This is a genomic window from Paraglaciecola sp., assembly GCF_051252315.1.
Taxonomy (GTDB): Bacteria; Pseudomonadota; Gammaproteobacteria; order Enterobacterales; family Alteromonadaceae; genus Paraglaciecola.
In genome coordinates this window covers 61,625-78,927 of record NZ_JBPOFP010000001.1, presented here as the reverse complement: position 1 = coordinate 78,927, position 17,303 = coordinate 61,625, and the positions used below count along the sequence as shown (strand labels likewise).

Below are 17,303 nucleotides of genomic sequence, written 5' to 3'. Positions count from 1 at the left end.
CACACAACAGGTACACAAGGGGGACATGTGAAAATTAGACGCTTTTATGGCAAAGATATGCGTGATGTGCTTAAACAAGTGAAAGATGAGTTAGGCGGTGATGCGGTCATTATGTCGAATAAAAAACATGCCGATGGTATTGAGATTATTGCGGCTTATGACAAAGAGCCCGAATCCAGTACTCAAGAATTACCCAAAAAACAAGCAAAAAGTGTGGGGAGCCAACCCTCCAAAACTCCCACTTTAAGTGAAATTATTGGCGATACAGGTCCCGACAGTTTAAAAGCTCTGTTAGAAAAACAAGCTAAGTCTGCGTTAAACGAAAGTACTACTCAAATTCAAGTTGAGCAATCTAATTCTCCAGCTACAGTGAGGAAGCCGGAACCGGTTCGTCAAAATACTGCCGATCAGAGCGCATTGAAAGAAATGCGCCAAGAACTATCTTCATTGCGAAACATTCTACAATTCCAAGTATCAGGGCTTCTTGAACAAGAAAATAATAGGAAACATCCACTACATAGTTATTTAGTTCAAAAATTATTACAGATGGGCATTTCAAATTCATTGGCTGAAGAAGTGGTTGCGTATGCCCCTGAGTCTGCTGACGAACGTCAAGCTTGGTTATTTTTACTAAAACTATTGGCTAATAGATTACAAACAAAGCAAGATGATATCTTATCTCAACCTGGTGTCGTTGCTTTAATGGGTCCAACTGGAACCGGTAAAACAACAACTGTGGCCAAGCTAGCGGCTCAAGCAGCGCAAAAATATGGTCCAGATCAAGTTGCCGTAGTGACTATTGATAATTATCGAATTGGAGCTTTCGAACAAATTGCAACTTATGGGAAAATCATTGGTTGTAGTGTAAAAAAAGCACAAAATGCGAATGATTTGTCTGATTTACTTTACCAATTTAGAAATAAACGATTAGTATTAATAGATACTGCTGGTTTTGGTCAAAAAGATGCTAGACTAATCAAACAGTTAGATACTATTAAACAAAAATCTTGTGTTAACATTAGAAAATATTTGGTGATGCAAGCCAATTGCCAGTATCGTGTAATGCAACAAACAGTTAAAGAGTATCGACAGATTTCTTTGCAAGGGTGTATATTGACCAAATTAGATGAGTGTTACAGTCTAGGGGAAGCGATTAGTGTCGCAATTGAGAATCAATTACAGGTTTGTTATTTGACTAACGGACAGAAAGTACCAGAAGATATACAAGCAGCAGATACTAAATTTTTAATTACTAGTGCTGCAAGGCTTTATAAAAAATTCGGATTAATTCATACTGACACAAATAATATTAAAAATGCAGCAGTGGCAGTATGATTGAGGACCAGGCGAGTAGCTTAAGAAGAATGAATCAATCTAGACTTATAAAAGTAATAGCCGTAACCGGCGGTAAAGGTGGAGTAGGTAAAACTAACGTCACTTTAAACACGGCTATTTCCCTTGCTCAGCAGGGAAAACGTGTCATGGTCTTAGATGCAGATCTAGGGTTAGCCAATGTCGATGTATTACTTGGATTAAGGGTAGAAAAAAACCTATCTCATGTTTTGTCTGGAGAATGTACATTAGATGAGGTTTTGGTCGAAGGACCATACGGGATTAAAATAGCACCTGCTACGTCAGGAACACAGTCAATGACAGAGTTAACGCCTACAGAACATGCGGGGTTAATTCGTGCTTTTAGTGAATTACAGTCACAAATTGACGTGTTGATTGTCGATACCGCTGCGGGAATTTCCGATATGGTATTGAGTTTTTCCAAAGCATCACAAGATATTTTGATGGTTGTTTGTGATGAACCTACATCCTTAACAGATGCATATGCGTTAATAAAAATTCTAAATAAAGATCACGGTATCTTTCGGTTTAAAATTGTAGCCAATATGGTTAGAAGCATGAGAGAGGGCGATGAGCTTTTTTCTAAGTTAACTAAAGTCACCAATCGTTTTTTAGATGTTGCGTTAGAATTAGTTGCTGTAATACCTTTTGACGAAAATGTACGTAAGTCGGTTAGGAAACAAAAAGCCATAGTCGATGCCTACCCAACCTCTCCAGCAGCGATGGCAATACGTCGTCTTGCTAAAAAAGCTGTAGAGTGGCCAATTCCAAACCAGCCAGGTGGGCATTTAGAATTCTTTTTAGAACAATTAGTTGCTAAAAAAGCGGTGGGCGATAACAGGTGAATAATAAAGCTGCCGCTTATCAACAACTTGCCGATAAAAATGACTTGGTAGAAAGGCATGCACCTTTAGTTAAAAGAATTGCTCATCATTTAATTGCAAGGTTACCAGCCAGTGTTATTGTTGATGACCTAATTCAAGCTGGCATGATTGGTTTGTTAGAAGCATCGAGAAACTTTGATGGCAGCAAAGGTGCTAGCTTTGAGACATTTGCTGGGATCCGAATTCGTGGTTCCATGCTTGATGAAATTCGTAAAGGCGACTGGACACCACGTTCAGTGCATAAAAATGGCAGAGCTATTACTGCTGCAATTAATCAGGTTGAGCGTGAAACTGGACGTGATGCCCGAGACGTAGATATTGCCGAGAAATTAGAAGTTAGCATAGATGCTTATCACCAGATGTTAAATGAAGTCAATGCCGGGAAAATAGTAGGTATTGAAGATCTGGGGGTAACTGAAGATGTTATTTCGACAGAAAGTAGTAAGGGATCTAACTCTCCCTTCGAAGATTTATTACAAGGTTCATTTCAGAAAGCTCTGGCCCATACAATTACGACTTTGCCAGAGAGAGAGGCAATTGTTTTGTCACTCTACTATGATGAAGAATTGAATTTGAGAGAAATTGGTGAAGTATTGGATGTTAGTGAATCCAGAGTAAGTCAAATACACAGTCAAGCCATGTTGAAGTTAAAATCTCGCATGCAGTCTTGGCAGTCAAACGAAAAATAAAATTAATTAGTGTTTAAATGAGGTTGGATCCTCACTGGAGGTGGTTTTGGATAAGAATATGAAAATTCTTGTTGTTGATGATTTTTCAACTATGCGAAGAATTATTAAGAACTTACTTAAAGATCTTGGTTTTACCAATATACAAGAAGCAGATGATGGCAGTACTGCACTCCCTATGTTGCAACAGGGGGACTTTGATTTTGTGGTCACGGATTGGAATATGCCGGGAATGCAAGGAATTGATTTGCTTAGAGCAATCCGCGCAGACGCTAATTTAAAACATATACCTGTTTTAATGGTGACAGCTGAAGCTAAAAAAGAACAAATAGTTGCAGCGGCACAAGCTGGGGTAAATGGTTACGTTATTAAACCTTTTACTGCTGCGACATTGAAAGAGAAATTGGCTAAGATATTTGATCGTATTGGTTAATTCAGGCTGCCCTGATTGAAAGGAAGGACTGTATGACTACCAAAGATATTGCGCCAATCTCTCTAGATGACGCTAAAAAGTTAGTATCCTTAATTGAAGCGGGTGATAATCAAGCAGCCCAAGAACTGCTTGAAGAAGTTCAAGTTAATAATTCGGCAGAATTATTTTCTGAAGTTGGCAAACTCACTCGGCAATTACATGATTCATTGAATAATTTTCAATTGGATCCTCGCATTGTCAATATGACAAACGAAGATATCCCTGATGCTCAAACTAGATTAACTTATGTCATAGAAACGACAGAAGAAGCAGCGAATAAAACCATGGATTTGGTTGATTCTTGTATGCCAATTGCTGAAAAACTTCAAAAGGGAATTGTTGAACTTATACCCGGATGGGATAAGCTGATGGCAAGACAGTTGGAGTTGGGTGAGTTTAACAAGCTAGTTAATAGTATTGATGTCTTTTTTAAAGAAGGTGCCGAGGACTCTGAGAAGCTAAGTGGTTTATTAACAGAAGTTCTGTTGGCTCAAGGGTATCAAGATATTACAGGTCAAGTTATTAGGCGAGTTATTGAGTTAGTTAAGGAAGTTGAAGATAATTTAGTCTATATGTTAACAATGTTCGGCGGCGTTGAAGTTAAAGAATCAGAAGAGACAAGTGAAAAGTCTAATAAATCTGATAACCAAGCCGATATGATAAAGGCTGAAGGCCCAATAATGGATGCTGACAGTAGAGAAGACGTTGCGTCTGACCAAGATGACGTAGATGATTTGCTTTCGAGTCTAGGATTTTAGGGGTACATAAAATATGTCTTTTGATGTTGACGAGGAAATACTTCAGGACTTTTTAGTTGAAGCTGGTGAAATTTTAGAGCAACTACAAGAACAGCTCGTCGATTTAGAAAATAATCCAGAAGATGCCGATTTACTTAATGCCATCTTTAGGGGCTATCACACTGTTAAAGGTGGTGCCGGATTTCTATCTCTGACTGAATTAGTTGATATTTGTCATGGTGCCGAAAATGTATTTGACGTCATGCGTAATGGGCAACGAACGCTAACGCCAGAACTAATGGATGTTATCTTACAAGCCACTGATGAAGTTGTGGTCATGTTTGATGCAGTCAAAGCGGGTGAGCCATTAGTTGCAGCAGAGCAGCCTCTTCTTGATACGCTTACTCGATTAAGTGCCCCAGAAACAGCTGACGAAGCGCCTATCCAGGCCGAAGAGGTTACCGAATCAGAGCCAGAACCCGTTGCTGAAGCAGAACCTGAGAAAACACCTGAAGCAGGTGATGACTTTAGTGAAGATGAGTTCGAAGCTTTATTAGATGAATTACATGGCAGTGGTGGTACTCCTGCATCAAAAGAAGAAGCTCCGAAAGTCGCCGCTGATTCAGATGGTGACATTAGCGATGATGAATTTGAAGCTTTATTAGATGAATTGCATGGTAAAGGACAATTTAAAGCTAAAGATGACGCGCCTGAGGCCAAAGCTGATGAAGCGCCACAAGCATCGTCTTCAGGTGATGATATCAGTGACGACGAATTTGAAGCTCTGTTAGACGAATTACATGGTAAAGGGAAAAGCCCGGCTGAGAAAGCTGAAAAACCCAAAGAGCCAGTTAAAGAATCTTCACCTGCGCCAGCAGCGACGCCTAAAAAAGAACCTGAAAAAGCAGCAAAACCGGTGGCGAAAGCTCCAGCTAAGCCTGCTGCACCTGCTAAAAAAGAAGATAAGAAACCTGCGGCTCCACCTCAAGGTGAAACCACTGTTAGGGTTGATACTAAACGCTTAGATCAAATCATGAATATGGTTGGTGAGTTGGTGTTGGTCCGAAATCGTTTGTTGAGTTTAGGGATTAATGTAAATGACGAAAGCATGTCTAAGGCTATTGCAAACCTAGATGTTGTGACTGGTGATTTACAGGGCGCTGTAATGAAAACGCGCATGCAGCCTATTAAAAAGGTATTTGGACGATTCCCTAGAGTTGTAAGAGATTTAGCTCGGACTTTGAAAAAAGAGATCACCCTTGAACTTGAAGGTGAGGAAACCGATTTAGATAAAAACTTAGTGGAAGCATTAGCTGATCCATTAGTGCATTTGGTTCGAAATTCAGTAGATCATGGCGTTGAAATGCCAGATGAAAGGAAAGCAGCCGGTAAACCAACTATGGGAACCGTTAAGTTATCTGCATCTCAAGAAGGTGATCACATACTACTGAGTATTGTCGATGATGGTAAAGGAATGGATCCAGACAAGCTGAAGGAAATCGCGATTTCTAGAGGTGTATTAGATGCAGATGCTGCAGCTAGAATGACTGACGTCGAAGCTTTTAATTTGATTTTTGCTCCGGGATTTTCTACTAAAACAGAGATTTCAGAGGTGTCAGGCCGTGGTGTTGGTATGGATGTGGTGAAAACCAAAATCAACCAACTCAATGGTACTGTTAGTATTGACTCCAAGATGGGAGTGGGGACAACACTTGAGATTAAAGTTCCTCTTACATTAGCCATTTTACCTACATTAATGATCGTAATCGGTGAGCAAACATTTGCGTTACCATTAGGTTCGGTTAATGAAATTATTAATATGGATGTGAGTAAAACGAATACAGTTGATGGTCAGTTAACAATGATTGTTCGTTCAAAGGCAATTCCATTATTCTATCTGAGAGAGTGGCTAGTTCGTAATCCAGGAGCCGATGAAATTGATAAATCCAAAGGACATGTTGTTGTTGTTCAAATAGGTACACAGCAGTTGGGCTTTGTTGTTGATGCTTTAATTGGTCAAGAAGAAGTTGTAATTAAACCTTTAGACGATTTGTTACAAGGTACACCAGGAATGGCTGGTGCAACTATTACTAGTGACGGTGGCATTGCATTAATATTGGATGTACCGGCATTACTAAAAAGGTATGCGGCTAAAAGAGCTTAAGTATTAAGCCAGTTGTGTTACACAATGGCTTTTAATAAAGGTAGAAAAGCTGAAAATGGCTTACAGGATATTGATAGTTGATGATTCAACTTTTTTTAGGCGTCGAATTAAACAAATTTTAGAGCTGGATTCAGAATTAGAAGTTGTAGGTGAAGCTAAGAATGGCATAGAGGCAGTGTCAATGGCTGCTACGTTAAAACCCGATGCCATAACCATGGACGTAGAAATGCCATTAATGGATGGTATCGAAGCGGTTAAAGGTGTGATGAAACAAACACCCACTCCAATCATCATGTTTTCTTCAGTGACGCGAGAAGGAGCTCAAGCTACGTTAGATGCTCTTGATGCAGGTGCTGTTGACTTTATTACTAAGAATTTTGAAGACATTGCACTCAATAGAGCTGAAGCTGTTTCTTTACTTCAGAGTAAAGTGAAGTCTCTTGCTCGAACAAGTAATCGTCTTGGTAGGGGAAGAGAGTCCTCGCCGATAAAAAATAAAGGTCAAGTTAGAACTCGATTGCCCGATCAAATGTTGGGTTCTAAATACACCGGTTCGTTAAACACTGATAAAACCAATAGCTCTATTCCAAATTACGCATGTTTGGCAATTGGCGCCTCTACTGGTGGGCCAGTAGTCTTGCAACAAATTTTAATGGGATTGCCTACGTCTTTACCAGTGCCAGTGGTAATTGTGCAACATATGCCTGGAACATTTACTGAAGCCTTTGCTAATAGACTGAATGATTTATGTCAGGTGACCGTGAAAGAAGCAAAAAATGGAGACCGGTTACAAAATGGTGTTTGTTACTTAGCGCCTGGAGGAAAGCACCTAACGGTTTCAGGTACTAAAAATTCGGCCAAGGTAACTGTTTCCGAGCCTAGTCTGTATCCTAAGGCAGCATATAAGCCGAGTGTTGATATAACATTTGAATCATTATCTAAAGTTTATTCAGGTGATGTCTTAGCTGTCATTTTGACGGGTATGGGAGCTGATGGTAAAGAGGGCTGTCGTTTGTTGAAGGATAAAGGTGCCACTATTTGGGCGCAAGACAAAGACAGTTGTGTTGTTTATGGAATGCCTCAGGCTGTTACGGTTGCCAATATTTCTGAAAAAAGTTTCAATATTGCTGCTATGACAGAGAATATCAAAAAGAGATTAAGTAGTTAAAGAAAAAACTTTCAGGTTTTTTACACTGCTTTTTTGAAGAGTTTTGTTACTTTAATCGTTTGTAATATCAACTATAAAGGATCCCGCTTTTGGTCGTTTGGACTGTAGCAAATCATAAAGGAGGTGTGGGTAAGACTACCACAACGGTTACTTTAGGTGGCTTGCTGGCTCAGGCAGGGCATAAAGTGATCTTAGTTGATACAGATCCTCAAGCATCGATGAGTTATTACTTTGGTATTGATTCAGAGCAGCTTTCTTCTAGCTTATACGATGTTTTTATGGGTGGACGAGACTTTAATAAAGATTTAGTTATGGATTGTTTGTGTCCTACTAAATTGGACTCATTATTTATTCTTCCTGCCACCATGGCATTAGCTACACTTGATAGAAAACTAGGCACTAAAAATGGAATGGGGCTTATTTTAAGAAAAGCACTTGATAAAATATCTGATGAATTTGATTATGCTATTGTTGATTGCCCGCCTGTTTTGGGGGTATTAATGATAAATGCGTTAGCAGCTAGTGAGCGAGTCATTATTCCAGTACAAACAGAGTTTTTAGCTTTGAAAGGGCTAGATAGAATAATGCACTCGATGGAAATCATGCAAAAGTCATTGGCTAAAGTATTTGAATTTAGCATAGTGCCTACTATGTACGATAGACGTGTTAAAGCGGCAACTGATGCCTTACAAAAATTAGAAACAACCTATAAAGAAAATGTATGGAGCGGGGTTATTCCCATTGATACAAAATTTAGAGATGCGAGCCAGGCTCAAAGCCCTCCATCTTTGTTTTGTCCTAAGTCCAGAGGGGTTTACGCATACATAAAATTGTTAGATTATCTTAAAAAATTAGGACCAAACAATGTCTAGTAATCCCTTTGCTAATGAGAATGTCATGGAAGACTACATGTCAGCACTATTGACTGAGGAGCCCATTACAGAAGATTTACATAGGCAATCTGTGGAACAACTATTAAACACAGTTCCAGCTCCTAGAAGTGAACCTTATCAAGCCCCAATTAAGCCGATTGTGGAAGAACCAATAAAGCAAGTTGTTGAAGTTCAACCAATAATTGCTAAAGTTATTGAATCAAAGGTCGAAGAAGAGCTAACAGCTGCTGAAAGTAAAACGGAAATTATTACCCCAACAATTCCAGAGGGTGAATTCCAAGTATTGTTATTTGAAGTTGCGGGTATGACCTTGGCCGTTCCTTTGACCGAACTTGGAGGGATACACGAAATAGACAGTGTAAACCCTTTATTCGGCAAACCAGATTGGTTTAAGGGCGTTTTGCTACATAGAGATGAAAAGTTTAGTGTTATTGACACTGCAAAATGGATAATGCCAGAAAAATCTGCTGAAAAGCTGGCAGAATCAACAAAATATCAATATCTTATAGTATTAGGTGAAAGCGGTTGGGGACTAGGGTGTGAAAGCCTAGTAACAACAGAAACCTTGTTACCTGAAGAAGTAAAGTGGCGAAATGTAAAAACGAGTCGTCCTTGGTTATCAGGTATGGTGAAGAAAAAAATGTGTGCTTTGGTAAACGTACCGCAGTTAATTAGTATGTTAAACCAAGGTTTAAGCAGTTATGATTAGTCTATTATAGGCCGGAGCAATTCGAATGAGTGACGAAAGAAATTCAAACAATACAGTAGCAGCAAATGGTGACGAAGTCCTTCAATGGGTTACCTATAAGCTGGGCGAAGAAACTTACGGCATTAATGTTATGCAAGTACAAGAGGTTCTTCGCTATTCAGAAATTGCACCAGTACCGGGTGCACCAGACTATGTATTAGGTATTATTAACCTGCGTGGTAACGTAGTCACGGTAATCGATACTCGTTCACGATTTGGTTTACCTTCATCTGATATTTCAGATAGCACACGAGTTGTTATTATTGAATCTGATGATCAAGTTGTTGGAATATTAGTGGATAGTGTTGCTGAGGTGGTTTATCTGCGCTCTTCTGAGATTGATAGTGCTCCTAACGTTGGAACTGAAGAAAGTGCCAAATTTATTCAAGGTGTGAGTAATAGAGATGGACAATTGCTGATCCTAGTGGATTTAAATAAATTGCTCAGTGACGACGAATGGAGTGAAATCACTAATATATAATTTAGGTAATGGGGTACTGGATTTATAGTGCCTGTTTTATATCTTTGATATTAGTGAAAATGAGTAGTTTATGGACCTAACATTGATTATCAGTATTGTAGCGTTAGGTTTTTGCCTGTTAAGTGCATTTTTTTTAATTAAAATACTGTCTACTAACAAACTGATACAGAAAAAGTTAAATTCACAAGATGAGAATGTCTCAATGCTTAGTCACAAAGTATCCGGCTTTGTGAATGAATTAGAAGAAGTTCGCAGTGCAACTCATGCCATGGTCCGTCGTTTAAAACAACTTGAAGCGCAAGTTGAAGAAGTTAAAATATCTCAACAAGAAGTGGTAGAACAAGATCCCCAAAGTCGGTTTTATAGCAAAGGTGTAAAATTGATTACGCAAGGTGCCAGTGTTGCTGACGTGATGCGGGAATGTGAAATGCCTTTAGCCGAAGCTGAGTTGTTGTTTAATTTACATAATAAACCCAATTAGCTTACTACCATTCTTAATAATTAGTTGAGTCTTCACACCAAGCCTGGTGCTCACTTTTCCCTAGTTCGTCTGGTTACTTAGAAAATTACCTTTTACTAACGCCTGTGACGATATCTTTTTCAATTATTTGAATAAGGTTGATTACTGCACTATACCCATTTCAAAGTGATTATTCTTTTTCATTTAGACGTCTAGACGTAAAGATGTTGACTTTTTCCACGTATTAAGCGAAATTTGCACCATTATATTCAGTCTTGGAGTCATAATGCCTATTCGAATCCCAAGTGATTTACCTGCACAAAGTGAATTACACAAAGAAAATATCTTTGTGATGGATACTTGCCGTGCGGCTACTCAAGACATTAGACCCATGGAAGTGGGAATACTGAATTTAATGCCTAATAAAATGGAAACTGAATTACAGTTCTTAAGACTATTATCTAATACTTCTTTACAGGTAAACATTGACTTAATCCGTATTGATAATCAGGCGCCCAAAAATACGCCTAAAGCTCACATGGACAATTTTTACGTCGAGTTTGACAATATTGCCCATAAACAATACGACGGGTTAATAGTAACGGGAGCGCCACTTGCTCATTTAGCTTATGAAGATGTTAAGTATTGGGATAAAATGCAGGTCATATTGGATTGGACTAGAAAGAACGTTCAATCGACCCTGTTCTCCTGTTGGGCCGCCCATGCTGCCATTTATCACTTTTACGGAAAAATGCGAGCATTAAGAGACCAGAAACTAAGTGGGATATATCAACATTTTGTGCAGAACGAACATGATGAATTGTTGCGAGGTTTTGACCCCGCATTTTATGCGCCTCAGTCACGTTACGGCGAAATTAGTCTAAATGATTACAATTCGGTTGATGAACTTAATGTATTGGCAAGCTCCAAAGAAGGTGGTGCATATATCGTTGCATCACAAGACAAACGATTAGTATTTGTCACCGGGCATCCAGAGTATGACCCGGATAGCTTAAAACAAGAATATCAGAGAGATGTTTTATCCGGTGGGCAACCTAGGTTACCAGTCAATTATTTTGAACAGGATGATCCAACCCAAGAACCAATTGTTAGTTGGCGGGCACACGGGAGTTTATTATTTACTAATTGGTTAAATTATTATGTGTATCAAACGACACCATACGATTTAACTCAACTTTCTGAATAATGAAAGTTGAATTTAAGATAAGTACAAAATTAAAAGAGAATTGAAATTGAGTCAGTTAACGTCAGAACAAGCATTATACAAAGCGGCCGAGCAACGGATCCTGTTACTCGATGGTGCTATGGGAACTATGATCCAAGATTATAAATTGGAAGAAAAAGACTATCGAGGTGAACGCTTTGCTGATTGGGCTTCAGATGTAAAAGGTAATAATGATTTATTGGTGCTGACGCAGCCAAATATTATTTTCGATATTCATTGTGCTTATTTTGAAGCCGGCACAGATATTATAGAAACCAATACATTTAATGCGACTAGCATTTCTATGGCCGATTATAATATGCAAGGTTTGGCTAAAGAGATTAATCTAGAAGCTGCTAAATTAGCGAAAAAAGCGGCGAATAAGTTCACAGAGTTAACCCCAGAAAAACCAAGATTTGTTGCTGGAGTGCTTGGCCCAACAAGTCGAACGGCTTCAATCTCTCCAGATGTTAACGATCCGGGTTACCGTAATGTTACTTTTGATGAATTAGTCGAAGCTTATGTTGAAGCAACACACGGTTTAATCGAAGGTGGTGTGGATTTGATCATGGTAGAAACCATATTTGATACGTTAAATGCTAAAGCCTCTGTTTTTGCTATTCAAACCGTTTTTGATGAATTAAATATTTCTTTACCTGTAATGATTTCAGGTACCATCACTGATGCGTCAGGGCGTACTTTGTCTGGTCAAACCGCTGAAGCTTTTTATTACTCAATGAACCATATAGAGCCTTATTCGTTTGGTTTGAATTGTGCGTTAGGGCCAGACTTGCTTCGACAGTATGTCGATGAAATTTCAAAAGTCTCTGAGTGTTTTGTATCAGCTCATCCCAATGCTGGTTTGCCTAACGAGTTTGGAGAATATGATATGGAAGCTGAAGAAATGGCTTCTCATATTAAAGAGTGGGCCGCCTCAGGGTTATTAAATATAGTCGGAGGGTGTTGCGGTAGTACACCTCAACACATTGCGGCTATTGCTGATGCGGTTAAAGATTATGCTCCAAGAAAAATACCACAGCGAGATGTAAAAATGCGTCTGTCTGGTTTAGAACCTTTTGTACTTTAAGGCGTTTTGATGACTCAACAATTTCAAGCCTCGGCTAATTTTATTAATGTTGGCGAAAGAACTAATGTAACTGGCTCTGCCATGTTTAAACGTTTGATCTTAGAAGATAACTACGAAAAGGCATTAGATGTAGCACGTCAACAAGTTGAAAACGGCGCTCAAATCATTGATATCAACATGGATGAAGCCATGTTGGATTCAGAAGCTGCGATGACCCGGTTTTTAAATCTCATCGCGTCAGAGCCGGATATTTCTCGTGTGCCTATCATGATTGATTCCTCTAAATGGACCGTTATTGAAGCCGGCTTAAAGTGTGTGCAGGGCAAGGCTATTGTTAACTCTATCAGCTTGAAAGAAGGTGAAGAGAACTTTCTACACCAAGCTAAATTGTTAAAGCGATATGGCGCGGCTACGGTTGTTATGGCCTTTGATGAAGTAGGCCAGGCTGATACCGAAGAGCGAAAGTTCGAAATATGTCAGCGCAGTTACAAACTACTAACTGAAAAAATTGGATTTCCTCCACAAGATATTATCTTTGACCCAAATATTTTTGCAGTGGCAACAGGCATTGAAGAACACAATAACTATGCCCTTGATTTTATCAATGCTACGCGCAGGATAAGACAGAATTTACCTCATTGTCATGTGTCTGGTGGTTTATCGAATGTGTCTTTTTCTTTTCGTGGAAATAATCCAGTTCGAGAAGCGATGCATTCTGTTTTCTTATTTCATGCTATTAAAGCCGGTATGGATATGGGGATCGTAAATGCCGGGCAACTAGAAGTATACGACCAAATCCCAAGTGAATTAAAAGAAGCGGTAGAAGACGTAATATTAAATCGTCATCCAGAAGCGACAGATAAGTTATTAGAATTAGCTCCTAAATACCAAGGTGATGGTAAAGCTGTGGTTAAGGATAACTTGGAATGGCGAGAGTTATCCGTTAATAAACGCTTAGAGCATGCGCTTGTGCGTGGCATCATGGATTTTATTGAAGAAGACACTGAAGCTGCAAGGTTAGAAGCAGACAAACCATTACATGTGATTGAAGGTCCGTTAATGGACGGCATGAACGTAGTAGGGGATTTGTTTGGTGAAGGAAAAATGTTTTTACCCCAAGTGGTGAAATCAGCTCGTGTTATGAAAAAGGCGGTTGCTTATTTAAATCCGTATATTGAGAAAGACAAAGATCAAGGCAGTAGTAACGGAAAAATTTTGCTAGCAACCGTAAAAGGTGATGTACACGACATCGGAAAAAACATTGTGGGCGTAGTTTTACAGTGTAATAACTTTGAAATTATTGATCTTGGTGTGATGGTACCTTGCGCAAAAATTTTGCAGGTAGCTAAAGAAGAAAATGTCGACATGATTGGTTTATCTGGTTTGATTACGCCATCGTTAGATGAAATGGTTTACGTGGCAAAAGAGATGCAACGTTTAGATCTCGATCTACCATTGTTAATTGGTGGGGCTACTACATCAAAAGCCCATACGGCCGTTAAAATTGAACAAAATTATCAACACCCAGTTGTATATGTTCCTAACGCGAGTCGTGCAGTGGGCGTGTGTCAAAAATTAATATCAGCAGAAAACCGCGCTGTTTATGCTAAAGAACTAGACGCTGAGTATGAAAAAGTGCGCGAGCAACATGCTAAAAAGAAACCACGCACTCGGCCTGTTACATTAGAACAAGCCCGTGACAATGGGTTTGATTTTGACTGGACTAGTTACCAACCACCGGCTCCTAAACAATTGGGCGTTACAGCAGTTGATGTTGAGTTGTCTGAGCTAATTAACTACATAGATTGGACGCCGTTTTTCTTAACTTGGTCATTAGCCGGACGCTATCCAAGAATTTTACAAGATGAAGTGGTAGGTAAAGAAGCACAAAGCTTATTTGATGATGCTCAAGCCCTGCTAAAGACTTTATGTGAAAATGGCCAGCTACAAGCAAAAGGCGTCATGGGAATATTTCCCGCTAATAGTGTGCAAGACGATATTGAAATCTATACTGACGAAAGTCGCACAAACATTGCTCATGTCGCTCACCATTTACGTCAACAAACAGAAAAGCCTAAAGGAGCAAATAACTGTTTAAGTGATTTTGTCGCTCCTAAAACAAGTAACAAGGCCGATTATGTTGGAGCCTTTGCGGTTACTGCAGGTATAGGTGAAGATGAATTAGCCCAAGCCTTTATTGATGACGGTGATGATTATAACGGTATTATGGTAAAAGCCATTGCAGATAGATTAGCGGAAGCCTTCGCAGAGTATTTGCACGAGAAGGTGCGTAAAGAAATTTGGGCATATGCGCCAGAAGAAAACCTAAGCAACGAAGAACTTATTCGAGAAAAGTATCAAGGAATACGTCCAGCTCCTGGTTATGCAGCTTGTCCTGAACACACTGAAAAACAATTAATTTGGGATTTATTGGATGCTCAAAAACATACTGGTATGCAACTAACTGAAAGTTATGCCATGTGGCCAGGTGCAGCAGTATCAGGTTTTTATTTCTCTCACCCTGAATCTCGTTACTTTGCTGTTGCACAAATCCAAGAAGATCAATTATTGGATTATGCTGAGCGTAAAAATTGGCAACGACTTGAAGCCGAGAAATGGCTTGGACCTAATATCCAATAACATTCGATTATGCATAATAAGCCTTTTAGCCAAGCGTGTGAGAATAATAAACAGCCTATTTGGACTGTTTTACAACGTGTGTTTTCCAGTACTAAAAATGTTTTAGAAATTGGCTCTGGAACAGGGCAACACGCTACTTACTTTGCTGTTAATTTGCCTCACCTTATTTGGCAAACAAGTGACCTAGCTGCTAACCACACTGGAATTCAAGCGTGGTTATCTGAATGTGATGCTCCAAACCTAAAAGCCCCGGTTATTTTTCAACTAGGTCAGGATAACTGGCCGGATGGAATATTTGACGCCGTATTTACTGCTAACTCCACTCATATAATGCAACCTAATGAAGCTAAATTGATGATGGAACAAGTGGGCATGAATTTACCTAAACGTGGAGTGTTTTGCCAATATGGGCCGTTTAATATCAATGGGCAGTATACAAGTCATTCAAACCGAGATTTTGATCAGTACCTCAAAGAACAAGGTTGTGGTGGAATACGGTCTATTGAAGAGTTACAAGGCTGGGCAGTTAATCTAGACCTAATTGAAAAAGTGAAAATGCCAGCCAACAACATGTTATTGGTTTGGCGAAAACAAACGCTAAAGTAAACACTGCTTTGTTAAATTTTATTTAAGCTTGTTTGAAAGGCAGTAGTTGTTCAGCATTCGTTTTATATTCTGCAATTTGAATATTCTCTTGCTGAATGAAACGTTCAGCGGCATCGTGAAAAGCCTGCTCTTGTAGCCAATGATTTGAGTAACAATAAACAGGTTCAAACCCTCTGAGTATTTTATGTTCGCCTTGTGTACCAGGGTTAAATTGAGCAATATTTTGTTCAATACAAAACTCTATACCTTGATAATAACAACATTCAAAATGCAAATTATTTACCGCCGACATCGCTCCCCAGTATCGACCACAAAGCTGGTTTTCATCAAACACGAATAAAGCACTTGCGACAGCTTGGTTATCTTTTATCGCAATCACTAACATTAGATTGTCACGCATGTCGCTATATATTTGTTCGAAAAAGGCTTCAGTTAAATATCCCTGATGGCCACTTCGTTTAAGGTAGGTTTGTTGATAACACTGATAAAAAAACTGTAAGTCATCTTGGCTCAGGTTATTGCCGTGAATACGTTTAATCGTTACACCAGCCTCGGTAATGGCAATGCGTTCTTTTTTGATACGTTTACGCCGACGTGAATGCAAATGGTCTAAATAATGTTCAAAACTCTTGTACTCTCGGTTGAACCATTGAAATTGCACGGACTTACGACGAATCTGTTTATGCTCAGATAGTGCGAGACTTAACTCTTTTTCTAAAAATAACCAATGCATCGAAGACATTGAGTATTGTTTAATGTGTTCTTGAATACTTTGACAAACTAAGGAAATAACTTGGCTTTGTTCAATTTCAGGTTTTAACATTAGTCTCGCACCCGTTACTGGTGTGAAAGGGATACTGGCAACTAATTTAGGATAATAACTCACACCATATTGACGATAAGTATTGGCCCATGCAAAATCAAAAACATATTCACCATAACTGTGTGTCTTTTTATATAGTGGTAATATGCCAACGACTTGATTGTTTTGATATATTATTAAGTGTTGTACAAACCAGCCAGTGCCTTGCCCCACTGAACCAGAGCTCTCTAAGGCATGTAAAAAATCATATTGACAAAAAGGGTTGGTATTTGGGGCTATGTTATCCCAAACACTTTTGTCTATTTTTTCAATGGAGGTGATAAATTTGACGTTAAACACTATTTTTAATCATCTCTTATATTTATGCTCGAGTAGCCAAGTTTATTTCCCCTAATATGCCAGAGAATAACACTAAAATCATCAAACATACTATTACAAGATTCTTGGCAAGACGAGAACATAGTAAAAGTGAGTTGTTAAAAAAGTTAGCTGAACGAGACTTTGATATAGAGTTATGTCGTCAATGGATCGACAAATTTAGTGAGTCGGATATTCAAAGTGACCTGCGGTTTGCTGAGTCTTTAATTCGAGGCCGTGTGAATAAAGGGGTAGGAGAAGTACGAATTCTCAAAGAGTTAAAAGACCATAAAATAGACAATGACTTTATCAGGCAGGCGATGCAGGAGTTGCAAATCGACTGGTTTGAATTAGCGAGTAAGGTTTTTATAAAGCGTTTTTCTGGGCAAGTTGCGACCGATTGGAAAGCTAAACAAAAACAACAAAGGTTTATGTATTTTCGAGGCTTCTCGCATGAGCAAATAAGTTATGCTTTTGATTCTGTTGAAAAATAGCCAATGAACAACTTAACAAGTGCAG

The 17,303-nt window shown here is 39.0% G+C and carries 17 protein-coding genes; 16 read left to right on the top strand and 1 reads right to left on the bottom strand.

Going from position 1 to position 17,303, the window contains the following annotated elements; genetic code table 11:
- The first annotated feature begins 27 nt into the window (after window positions 1-27).
- The 15 genes from flhF to ACSHXM_RS00280 all read left to right on the top strand — a co-directional run bounded on the left by flhF (window position 28) and on the right by ACSHXM_RS00280 (window position 15,604).
- Window positions 28-1,335, top strand: a complete 1,308-nt coding sequence (gene flhF / locus ACSHXM_RS00350; protein ID WP_435686701.1) for a flagellar biosynthesis protein FlhF — start codon at window positions 28-30, stop codon at window positions 1,333-1,335.
- Entirely contained in the window at window positions 1,332-2,198 is an 867-nt protein-coding gene (locus tag ACSHXM_RS00345; protein WP_435686699.1) for a MinD/ParA family protein, read from the top strand. Before flhF ends, ACSHXM_RS00345 begins: the two co-directional genes overlap by 4 nt.
- On the top strand, window positions 2,195-2,926 hold the full coding sequence (locus tag ACSHXM_RS00340; protein ID WP_435686698.1) for an RNA polymerase sigma factor FliA: 732 nt from the start codon (window positions 2,195-2,197) through the stop codon (window positions 2,924-2,926). Before ACSHXM_RS00345 ends, ACSHXM_RS00340 begins: the two co-directional genes overlap by 4 nt.
- A 46-nt stretch (window positions 2,927-2,972) precedes the next feature.
- A complete protein-coding gene (gene cheY / locus ACSHXM_RS00335) occupies window positions 2,973-3,356 on the top strand; it encodes a chemotaxis response regulator CheY (protein WP_435686697.1) in 384 nt (127 codons plus the stop codon).
- Window positions 3,357-3,388: 32 nt separating this feature from the next.
- Window positions 3,389-4,153: a protein phosphatase CheZ gene (locus ACSHXM_RS00330; protein WP_435686696.1), complete on the top strand. Its 765-nt coding sequence runs from the start codon at window positions 3,389-3,391 to the stop codon at window positions 4,151-4,153.
- A gap of 13 nt (window positions 4,154-4,166) precedes the next feature.
- Window positions 4,167-6,296, top strand: a complete 2,130-nt coding sequence (locus tag ACSHXM_RS00325) for a chemotaxis protein CheW (protein WP_435686695.1) — start codon at window positions 4,167-4,169, stop codon at window positions 6,294-6,296.
- 55 nt (window positions 6,297-6,351) lie between these two features.
- Window positions 6,352-7,464, top strand: coding sequence for a protein-glutamate methylesterase/protein-glutamine glutaminase (locus tag ACSHXM_RS00320; protein ID WP_435686694.1), 1,113 nt, complete (start codon window positions 6,352-6,354; stop codon window positions 7,462-7,464).
- An 89-nt stretch (window positions 7,465-7,553) separates the two neighbouring features.
- Window positions 7,554-8,336, top strand: coding sequence for a ParA family protein (locus ACSHXM_RS00315; protein WP_435686693.1), 783 nt, complete (start codon window positions 7,554-7,556; stop codon window positions 8,334-8,336).
- Window positions 8,329-9,066, top strand: coding sequence for a chemotaxis protein CheW (locus ACSHXM_RS00310; RefSeq protein WP_435686692.1), 738 nt, complete (start codon window positions 8,329-8,331; stop codon window positions 9,064-9,066). The genes ACSHXM_RS00315 and ACSHXM_RS00310 overlap by 8 nt, the downstream gene beginning before the upstream one ends.
- A gap of 25 nt (window positions 9,067-9,091) precedes the next feature.
- Entirely contained in the window at window positions 9,092-9,586 is a 495-nt protein-coding gene (locus tag ACSHXM_RS00305; protein WP_435686690.1) for a chemotaxis protein CheW, read from the top strand.
- A 70-nt stretch (window positions 9,587-9,656) separates the two neighbouring features.
- Window positions 9,657-10,067: a DUF2802 domain-containing protein gene (locus ACSHXM_RS00300; RefSeq protein ID WP_435686689.1), complete on the top strand. Its 411-nt coding sequence runs from the start codon at window positions 9,657-9,659 to the stop codon at window positions 10,065-10,067.
- A 265-nt stretch (window positions 10,068-10,332) separates the two neighbouring features.
- On the top strand, window positions 10,333-11,253 hold the full coding sequence (gene metA / locus ACSHXM_RS00295) for a homoserine O-succinyltransferase MetA (protein WP_435686688.1): 921 nt from the start codon (window positions 10,333-10,335) through the stop codon (window positions 11,251-11,253).
- Window positions 11,254-11,299: 46 nt separating this feature from the next.
- Complete coding sequence (locus tag ACSHXM_RS00290; protein WP_435686687.1) at window positions 11,300-12,358, top strand: homocysteine S-methyltransferase family protein; 1,059 nt, start codon at window positions 11,300-11,302, stop codon at window positions 12,356-12,358.
- 9 nt (window positions 12,359-12,367) lie between these two features.
- Window positions 12,368-14,998: a methionine synthase gene (gene metH / locus ACSHXM_RS00285; protein ID WP_435686686.1), complete on the top strand. Its 2,631-nt coding sequence runs from the start codon at window positions 12,368-12,370 to the stop codon at window positions 14,996-14,998.
- A gap of 9 nt (window positions 14,999-15,007) precedes the next feature.
- Window positions 15,008-15,604: a DUF938 domain-containing protein gene (locus tag ACSHXM_RS00280; protein ID WP_435686685.1), complete on the top strand. Its 597-nt coding sequence runs from the start codon at window positions 15,008-15,010 to the stop codon at window positions 15,602-15,604.
- Window positions 15,605-15,626: 22 nt separating this feature from the next.
- Here ACSHXM_RS00280 and ACSHXM_RS00275 read toward each other — a convergent pair whose 3' ends face one another.
- The gene (locus ACSHXM_RS00275) at window positions 15,627-16,769 is read right to left on the bottom strand and encodes a GNAT family N-acetyltransferase (protein WP_435686728.1); all 1,143 of its coding nucleotides are present in this window, start codon (window positions 16,767-16,769) and stop codon (window positions 15,627-15,629) included.
- A 53-nt stretch (window positions 16,770-16,822) separates the two neighbouring features.
- Here ACSHXM_RS00275 and ACSHXM_RS00270 point away from each other — a divergent pair, with 53 nt between their 5' ends.
- Complete coding sequence (locus ACSHXM_RS00270; RefSeq protein WP_435686684.1) at window positions 16,823-17,278, top strand: regulatory protein RecX; 456 nt, start codon at window positions 16,823-16,825, stop codon at window positions 17,276-17,278.
- Window positions 17,279-17,303 lie beyond the last annotated feature (25 nt).

Coding starts and splice junctions, on each gene's coding strand:
- ACSHXM_RS00345 (WP_435686699.1), top strand. CDS start 1,332: ATGATTGAGGACCAGGCGAGTAGCTTAAGAAGAATGAATCAATCTAGA.
- ACSHXM_RS00330 (WP_435686696.1), top strand. CDS start 3,389: ATGACTACCAAAGATATTGCGCCAATCTCTCTAGATGACGCTAAAAAG.
- ACSHXM_RS00325 (WP_435686695.1), top strand. CDS start 4,167: ATGTCTTTTGATGTTGACGAGGAAATACTTCAGGACTTTTTAGTTGAA.
- ACSHXM_RS00320 (WP_435686694.1), top strand. CDS start 6,352: ATGGCTTACAGGATATTGATAGTTGATGATTCAACTTTTTTTAGGCGT.
- ACSHXM_RS00310 (WP_435686692.1), top strand. CDS start 8,329: ATGTCTAGTAATCCCTTTGCTAATGAGAATGTCATGGAAGACTACATG.
- ACSHXM_RS00305 (WP_435686690.1), top strand. CDS start 9,092: ATGAGTGACGAAAGAAATTCAAACAATACAGTAGCAGCAAATGGTGAC.
- ACSHXM_RS00300 (WP_435686689.1), top strand. CDS start 9,657: ATGGACCTAACATTGATTATCAGTATTGTAGCGTTAGGTTTTTGCCTG.
- metA (WP_435686688.1), top strand. CDS start 10,333: ATGCCTATTCGAATCCCAAGTGATTTACCTGCACAAAGTGAATTACAC.
- metH (WP_435686686.1), top strand. CDS start 12,368: ATGACTCAACAATTTCAAGCCTCGGCTAATTTTATTAATGTTGGCGAA.
- ACSHXM_RS00280 (WP_435686685.1), top strand. CDS start 15,008: ATGCATAATAAGCCTTTTAGCCAAGCGTGTGAGAATAATAAACAGCCT.
- ACSHXM_RS00270 (WP_435686684.1), top strand. CDS start 16,823: ATGCCAGAGAATAACACTAAAATCATCAAACATACTATTACAAGATTC.